The organism is Providencia sp. 2024EL-00732 (assembly GCF_044006275.1).
Taxonomy (GTDB): domain Bacteria; phylum Pseudomonadota; class Gammaproteobacteria; order Enterobacterales; family Enterobacteriaceae; genus Providencia; species Providencia huashanensis.
In genome coordinates this window covers 189,388-197,273 of sequence record NZ_JBIPDG010000009.1, presented here as the reverse complement: position 1 = coordinate 197,273, position 7,886 = coordinate 189,388, and the positions used below count along the sequence as shown (strand labels likewise).

Here is a 7,886-nt window from a genome sequence, read left to right as displayed (position 1 = left end):
AGAAACGAAGCCAACACCCTACAACGCAAGGTATGACGAAAGTTTCTCTAAATAATTCGTGTTGTAGGCAGGCGGCAAAGTCGATAAGACCCTAGGAGCATACATAAGTATGTGACTAGGGCGAAGAGACGAAGCCAACACCCCTACAACGCGAAGTATGACGAGAAATTACACTTCTTCCATCTTCCCTAACAAAGTACGCAACCTTTCCTGCCATGCTTGCTGCTCTTGTTTGAGTTGTTCATTTTCTCGCACTAAAGACTCAGTACCTGACTTTGTCGTTTCTAGTTCTTGGCTTAGTGCACCATTTTTATCTTTTAATTCATCAATTTCCATTTGTAACAACGTGATTGTATCAATCGCTTGTTGAACTTTGGACTCGAGTTTCTCAAATACTTCAAATGACATTTGTTAGGTCTCCCTTATCTGCTTTTACACGATTGTAAGTAGCATGATCCCCTGTGTCCAGTTCCTTCCATCTGAATACTAATAACCATTGATAAAAAATACTGGTCAGATCACACCATAAAGGTCGAACTCGTCACTATTTTTGGTTGTTTTCTTTCGCTTTAGTGATGTAACACACATTTTTCAATTTCGATATTTCTCGTTTATGTTCTTTAACGATAAATTTACAGCTAATGATTTTCGATTAGAAAGTCTTAACTAAAAAAACATTACAATAATTTTCATTTTCGTAGGATAGAAACATATGAGCCAAATGACGACTACATCACTCACTGGTCAGTGTATCTCAGAGTTTTTAGGCACTGCACTGCTAGTATTTTTCGGTTTAGGCTGTGTTGCCGCAGTTAGGATTGCAGGGGCGCAACTTGGTCTCTGGGAAATCAGTATTATCTGGGGCTTCGGTGTTGCCTTAGCCGTTTATCTTACAGCGGGAACCTCAGGTGCTCACTTAAACCCTGCGGTGACCCTTGCACTATGGCTATTCGCTTGTTTTGATAAGCGCAAAGTGATCCCTTATATCATCGCACAAATGCTAGGTGGCTTCTTTGCAGCGGCATTAGTCTACTCTATGTATTCCCCCGTTTTTTTCGATTACGACCAAGTTCACCATATTATTAGGGGTACACAAGAAAGCTTATTTACCGCAGGGGTATTCTCTACCTACCCTGCACCACAAATCAGCGTTCCTCATGCCTTCTTCATTGAAGTGGTTATTGCTGCCATCTTAGTGTGCTTAATTATGGCGCTAACTGATGATGGTAATGGCGTACCTCGTGGCCCACTTGCTCCACTATTAATTGGTATTTTAATCGCAGTTATCGGCGGTTCATTTGGTGCACTAACAGGGTTCGCCCTCAACCCTGCTCGCGATTTTGGGCCGAAAGTTGTGGCTTATCTTGCAGGCTGGGGTGACATCGCGCTCACAGGTGGCCGTGATATACCGTATTTCCTTGTACCATTGACAGCACCTATTGTTGGTGGTCTGCTAGGGGCATTCGCCTATCGTAAACTTATTGGTCGCCACCTACCGTGCATGGTATGTGAAGAAGAGACCAAAACAGAAAAGTTATCCGTTAAAAACACCAAATCTTCGGAACAGGCTTAAATTATGACGACAGAAACCACTATTGCGAAAAAATATATTGTCGCACTTGACCAAGGCACAACCAGTTCACGAGCGGTTGTACTCGACCACGATGCAAATATTATTAGTATTTCACAACGTGAATTCACACAAATTTATCCTAAGCCAGGCTGGGTAGAACATGACCCTATGGAAATTTGGGCATCACAAAGTTCGACCTTAGTTGAAGTTCTTGCCAAAGCAGATATCCGCACTGATGAAGTCGCTGGGATTGGCATTACTAATCAACGAGAAACGACTATTGTCTGGGAGAAAGCAACAGGTAAGCCTGTTTATAATGCGATTGTATGGCAATGCCGCCGCACAGCTGACTTTTGTACTCATCTCAAACAAAATGACCGTGATCTAGAAGAATATATTCGCCAAAACACAGGCCTTGTCGTTGACCCTTACTTTTCCGGCACAAAAGTTAAATGGATTTTAGACAACGTAGAAGGCGCTCGTGAGCGCGCAGAAAAAGGGGAATTACTGTTTGGAACCGTTGACACATGGCTAGTTTGGAAAATGACACAAGGCCGTGTCCACGTCACCGACTATACCAACGCATCCCGTACTATGATGTTTAATATCCGCAACCTAGAATGGGATGATAAAATTCTTAAAGCCCTAAATATTCCACGCGCCATGCTCCCAGAGGTTCGTCCATCATCAGAGGTTTATGGCCAAACCAATATTGGGGGGAAAGGTGGAACGCGTATCCCAATTTCAGGAATGGCGGGTGACCAACAGGCGGCGCTGTACGGCCAACTGTGCGTCAAGCCTGGCATGGCGAAAAATACCTATGGAACAGGCTGTTTCTTGCTGTTAAATACCGGAGAAACCGCGGTACGCTCTAATCACGGCTTACTAACGACCATAGGATGTGGTCCGAAAGGTGAAGTGAACTATGCACTTGAAGGTGCGGTTTTCGTCGGGGGCGCTTCCATTCAATGGCTACGCGACGAGCTAAAATTAATCGATGAAGCGACTGACTCCGAATATTTTGCCACTAAAGTGAAAGACAGTAATGGTGTCTATGTCGTTCCTGCTTTTACAGGGTTAGGAGCCCCTTATTGGGATCCTTATGCGCGAGGAGCAATTTTTGGCTTAACCCGTGGTGCTAACCGTAATCACATTATTCGCGCAACGCTAGAATCTATCGCCTACCAGACTCGTGACGTACTTGACGCAATGCAAGCAGACTCTGGCGAACGTTTAAAAGCACTACGTGTTGACGGTGGTGCTGTCGCCAATAACTTCCTAATGCAATTTCAAGCGGATATTCTCGGGACCCCTGTTGAACGCCCAGAGGTTCGTGAAAGTACAGCACTAGGTGCTGCTTATCTTGCAGGGTTAGCCGTTGGTTTCTGGAATGACCTTGATGAACTACAAAGTAAAGCGACTATTGAGCGTGTCTTTAAGCCTGGTATTGAAACGACAGAACGTAATTTCAAATATGAAGGGTGGAAAAAAGCAGTAGCACGAGCTCAAGAGTGGGAAGACCGTGGTTAATTATTGCCACTAACACTTTATTTTTTTTAAGGCGGTGCTTCGGCACTGCCTTAAACGATTAACTGATATATTGTGTTTGGCAGTAAACTGAATAGTTTTTGAAAATAAACGAGGAAAATCAATTCATTGACTTTCGAATGGTGAGACAAGGCAGGGAAAACCAATTAGCTAATAAATAGAAAGCCAATAATCAGACTAATAATAAATTAGAAAGCCCATATGAGTTTATCTAAAATCACCTTGAACTACATGTATTATTACTTATTCTTTCAAGGAAAATGGGTATGGAACACCTCAAGAAACCTACAAATTATTTATATAAACTAACCACATCTACGCTTGTTTCAGAACAAATACAGCAAAAAAAACTACAGTTTGGCTATTATAAACAAAACAGCCGAGTAGCAATAATAAAAAACGATTCTGACTTAATTCGTGGATTAAAAGAAAACCCGCGCCAATCTACCACCAGCCAAGCTACTTTTACTTTTTTCAATTGGTTAATGAATTCGCCGCGTTTATCCGGTGGAAACAAGCCCAATTATGTACTGAGCACCGTTGAACAGTTTCAATTTTCAGGTTCTGAATTCCACCCCAGCCATAATTTATTTGTTGATAGTTCTAATTCACCAACTAAATGGCAAGAGGGGGATGCACGTGCCGCAGACCAAATCGCAGACCTCTTATTACCCAGTGGGCAATGGCACCGCCACTATGATACGGTCGTTGTTTCATCTAGCAGTAATGATAAACAAGTCGAGCTACTACGCCATTACCTCGAATTGACTGGCGGTAGCTTACTCATCATTGAAAATGACGATGTTCCCCCCTCTCCATCAATGCAAAAATTTATCAATGAGCTTTCATTAATTGATGTTAATGATAAAAACAGTGCAAAAACTGAAAAAGAAAATAATGCGCCACAAGGAATATTAGTTAGCACTTACCAAATTAAAGGTAAAAATGATATTGAAAAAAATACCCATATCATTTCCAATTTTTCGCAGCAGAACTCGGTAATTACCGAACAAACTTACCGAACTGGTTGGAATTATAGCGGGGAAATAACGTTTACCGATTCAGGTGACTGGACCTTATACCTAGATACTTCATTATTACAGGAGTGCGCGACATTAAGCATAGGCTCAAGAGACATTCATATTATACCTTCGAATGAACATCAGGCTATCTCCCTTGGGCATATAGATAAAAATGGCACAATAAATTTTAGCATTAAGACAATTACAGAAACATCACCACCTAAATTTGACTTATTATATCGTTCAGGGCAATCACCAATAGAGCGTATTCCAGAAAGTGCCTTTAGCTATATCCAATCTAAGACTGACATAACCAAAACAAACAAAAATACACCGTCATTTAACCCACATGGCTTCCAACAAGTGGTTTCCTTACCTCATTCAGCGATCAACTCAATACTGTTAACAGATGAAACCCTTCAACAATCAGAATATTTTTCAATTGTCCTTAGCAGTGAACATCAAAATATAATTCTAAAATTAGATGACATCGCATTAATATCACGGTCTTCTTGGCCTGAATTAGCCCAAGAAATTGAAAATAAGATCAACCATCAACTGAGTCTATTATCCCACCCATTAGTAAAAGTCAGCTATAAAAATAACCAAATAATAATTGTTGGAGAAGGTATTTGCATTTCCCAATTTCAATTAAAAAGAAACGTGCCTGTTCCCTATGTTGATGTTCCCAATACCGTTTATAAAAAAATAGAAGATAATGCAATTATTCAATCCATTAGCATTGATAAAGACCAAATTAATAACTGGACACACCTTTCACTAAAACTCACGGATAAAGATAGCCATATTACTGAGATTTATCGTGAAGAGTTTAAACTGACAGAAACCCAATTCACCTCCCCTGAACAATTTGCACAATACCTGCAAGACTATATCCACCAGCACATTGATGATAGTGACATTCGTGTCAACTGGAATAAAAAGACATATCAGTTAAATATTACTGATTTACAAAACCGGAAGCTCGACCTCCTCCAATTTGGTTATCAAGAACAAATCCTCCCTATTGTTATTGTTGAAAACCCAACATCATCATTAGACCCTTTCATCGTAGGTGCCGTCACAGGCGATCTCCCTACAGATGAAAACATTGTGGAGTATCAGTTAATTGAAAAACCACAATTTGGCGACGTTTTGCTAGATGAGAGAACCGGGAAATGGCAATACCAGCCAGATAATCACTTTAATCACCACGGAGTAGAGCAATTTGATTTTGTTGCCGTAATGAAAAATGGGGATATCTCTGCCCCAATATCCGTTCAATTACAAATGGAAGCCCCTCCACTGGTTTCCATCCCTGGGAAAAAAACCTTTACCATCCAAGACCCTATCTATAATGAGCCCAGCCCCAAAAAACATCCTAAACCCCATGACATGCAAGTACATAATATTCAACTCGCACAGACTCACCTGCAGGCACCAGATACCCCCTATTTCTGTTTATCCGCCAACCGTTGGGCATTGGTTAAAGTCGATGTGACTAGTCAATCTTCCGCGAAATCACCTGATTTTGTCGCGATAGTCAGCACAAAGGAGGGAAAAGAACTAGGCCGAGTAAGGTTAGTGGGCCCCGAAAGGCTACCGCAAACGTTATTACCAATTCCCATAAAAATGAGTGTTCCTGCTAATGATTTGCATCATCAAAGCTATACCGCCCCATTAAAAAGCGAGTGGGTACAACCGGGGGTTAGAATTCGCATTTTAGCCGATAATACCCCGATTCTTATGCCTTATACCGAGGAAAATGGTAATTTCCAATTAAACGTAAAACCCAATCACTCAATAACCTCACATATCCATACTACTAGCCTTTATCAACAAGGGCATGGCACTTACACCTACTCCCCCCTAAGTTGGGGGATAGAAGCCGCCGCTAGGCTACCAATCAAACACTTTACTCTCTATAGTTACCCAGCTGTTTCGCAGTCCCCAGCACTAAACCCTTATATTAATGGCTACCTTACCACCCGTATTCTGTCAAACCCTAAATATGATAACCCCAAAGTAATTCCGCAATTTACCGCTTCACAGATTCATTGGGCATACATGAATAGCTCCAAATTAGCAAAATTAACCTCATTCAATTTTGAATTTCATTACTCCGCTATCGAGCCTTTAATACCTGATGGTGCTTTTTTCTGGTTGTTGGGGATAGCTTCACCCAATTATGGCGGGGGATTGGCAGATTCGGGGATTTTATGGCATGAAATATATGGCCATGGCTTAGGCTTACCGCATACTAATAATAAAGAAGTATACCCATTTAAGGAGTATAGCAATGGGGTAAACATTGCCTATGACCAACAACAGCAACGGTATATTACCTATAAACGGCTATCGGTTAACGGTGGTGTTACTGAGGTCAAGCCAGCAATGTACCCCACCTCGCCTATGGAACTCTTAGCCAATAACGATGCTTTTCTTCCTCACTCTGATTATTTCGTAGCAAAAATCCAAGATTTTCTCATCCAAAAAGCTCATCAAAACAAGTACTCTAAACACTATATTCAGCGTGATACCCCAATATATTGGCTACATAGGCAATTTACGCGAATGACGGATGGTACCCTTCATCCTTATAGTCGGCTGAATATCATCAAAACAATCGCTAGCACCATAAATACCCCTCATGATGAATTCATCACAAAATCTCTTGATGGTGACTACTCGGACTATTCATTCAAAGTTACTTACGCAACGCACCACGGCTTACTCTCTGAAACAAAAGATATTTTTATATTTGATAACCAATTGAACTTAAAAATTGCTGACAAGGGGGAATTGGTTAAACTGGAAGTTAAAGAAGCGGGCAACAAAGATGCAGCAAAAATCATTTTTCAATATAAAAACCCTGAATCACTGGCAAATCGTTTGTTTTCTAACAGTAATGGGCAAACGCTACCAGAAAAATTACAGCTAGATAATTATTGGCGTGGCACTAAGCTGTTTTGGTCTGCAACCGAACATGATTTGGTTAATGCTAAGACTGGTCAGGTAAATTTATCGCGTATTGATAAACATAGTAAACTACGCGCTAGCTGGGTCGAAAACGGCCAATTACACCAACAGGATTTTTCATTAAGTGACCCATTTGGTGAGGATGAAATACAACTAGCCATACATGAATTTAAGCCGATTAACCACCTTGATATTCAAGTAGATAAACGTTTTATTTCTAATCGCCAACTTAATGTCCCCTCAGAAAGAAACTTACTATCTGATGTACATATTCATCAACTGGTTAACATTAAACAACTTGGCCTAACTAATAGCGAACATACATATTGGGTAACACTACAGCTTTATAATGAGCAGGGTAGAATTGAAGAATATACACCAAAAGAACGCTGGTATCTTTCTGTAGACCAAGACATATTGACTATCAACGGAACCATCGACAGTACCCCGGGCTTAGAATTAGTTGGAATCAAAGTGTATATCGACCAACACTTGCAGGATAACGTAGCACCTAGCTCAATTTGGCTCTACCAAAACAGCATAGACCAATTGGCAGAAAATACCGCGTTTGTAAATTATGACCGCCCAGTCGAATTTAACTCAATAGCAGAACAACCGGCGCTGCTATCAACAATTGATCAAAAGGATAACTTATCGCTTTTTCCTGGAGCAATACTGCCACAACCTACGCAGATTGTTTCGCCTTTAATCGCCTAATCACCCAATAAACCTAACGGCACTGCCGCCTAATATTGCAAATAAAG

The 7,886-nt window shown here is 40.9% G+C and carries 4 protein-coding genes; 3 read left to right on the top strand and 1 reads right to left on the bottom strand.

Annotated elements, in window-relative coordinates; genetic code table 11:
- Nucleotides 1-168: 168 nt before the first annotated feature.
- A complete protein-coding gene (gene zapB, locus ACHB7C_RS14975; RefSeq protein WP_042846676.1) occupies nt 169-408 on the bottom strand; it encodes a cell division protein ZapB in 240 nt (79 codons plus the stop codon).
- Between the two features lie 304 nt (nt 409-712).
- Here zapB and ACHB7C_RS14970 point away from each other — a divergent pair, with 304 nt between their 5' ends.
- From ACHB7C_RS14970 to ACHB7C_RS14960, 3 genes are all read left to right on the top strand, one after another.
- A complete protein-coding gene (locus ACHB7C_RS14970; RefSeq protein ID WP_042846677.1) occupies nt 713-1,573 on the top strand; it encodes an MIP/aquaporin family protein in 861 nt (286 codons plus the stop codon).
- A 3-nt stretch (nt 1,574-1,576) separates the two neighbouring features.
- Nucleotides 1,577-3,103 (top strand): glycerol kinase GlpK, encoded by a 1,527-nt coding sequence (glpK, locus tag ACHB7C_RS14965; protein ID WP_042846678.1) that lies wholly within the window; start codon nt 1,577-1,579, stop codon nt 3,101-3,103.
- Between the two features lie 284 nt (nt 3,104-3,387).
- Nucleotides 3,388-7,839, top strand: a complete 4,452-nt coding sequence (locus ACHB7C_RS14960; protein ID WP_198861002.1) for a hypothetical protein — start codon at nt 3,388-3,390, stop codon at nt 7,837-7,839.
- The last annotated feature ends 47 nt before the right edge of the window (nt 7,840-7,886 follow it).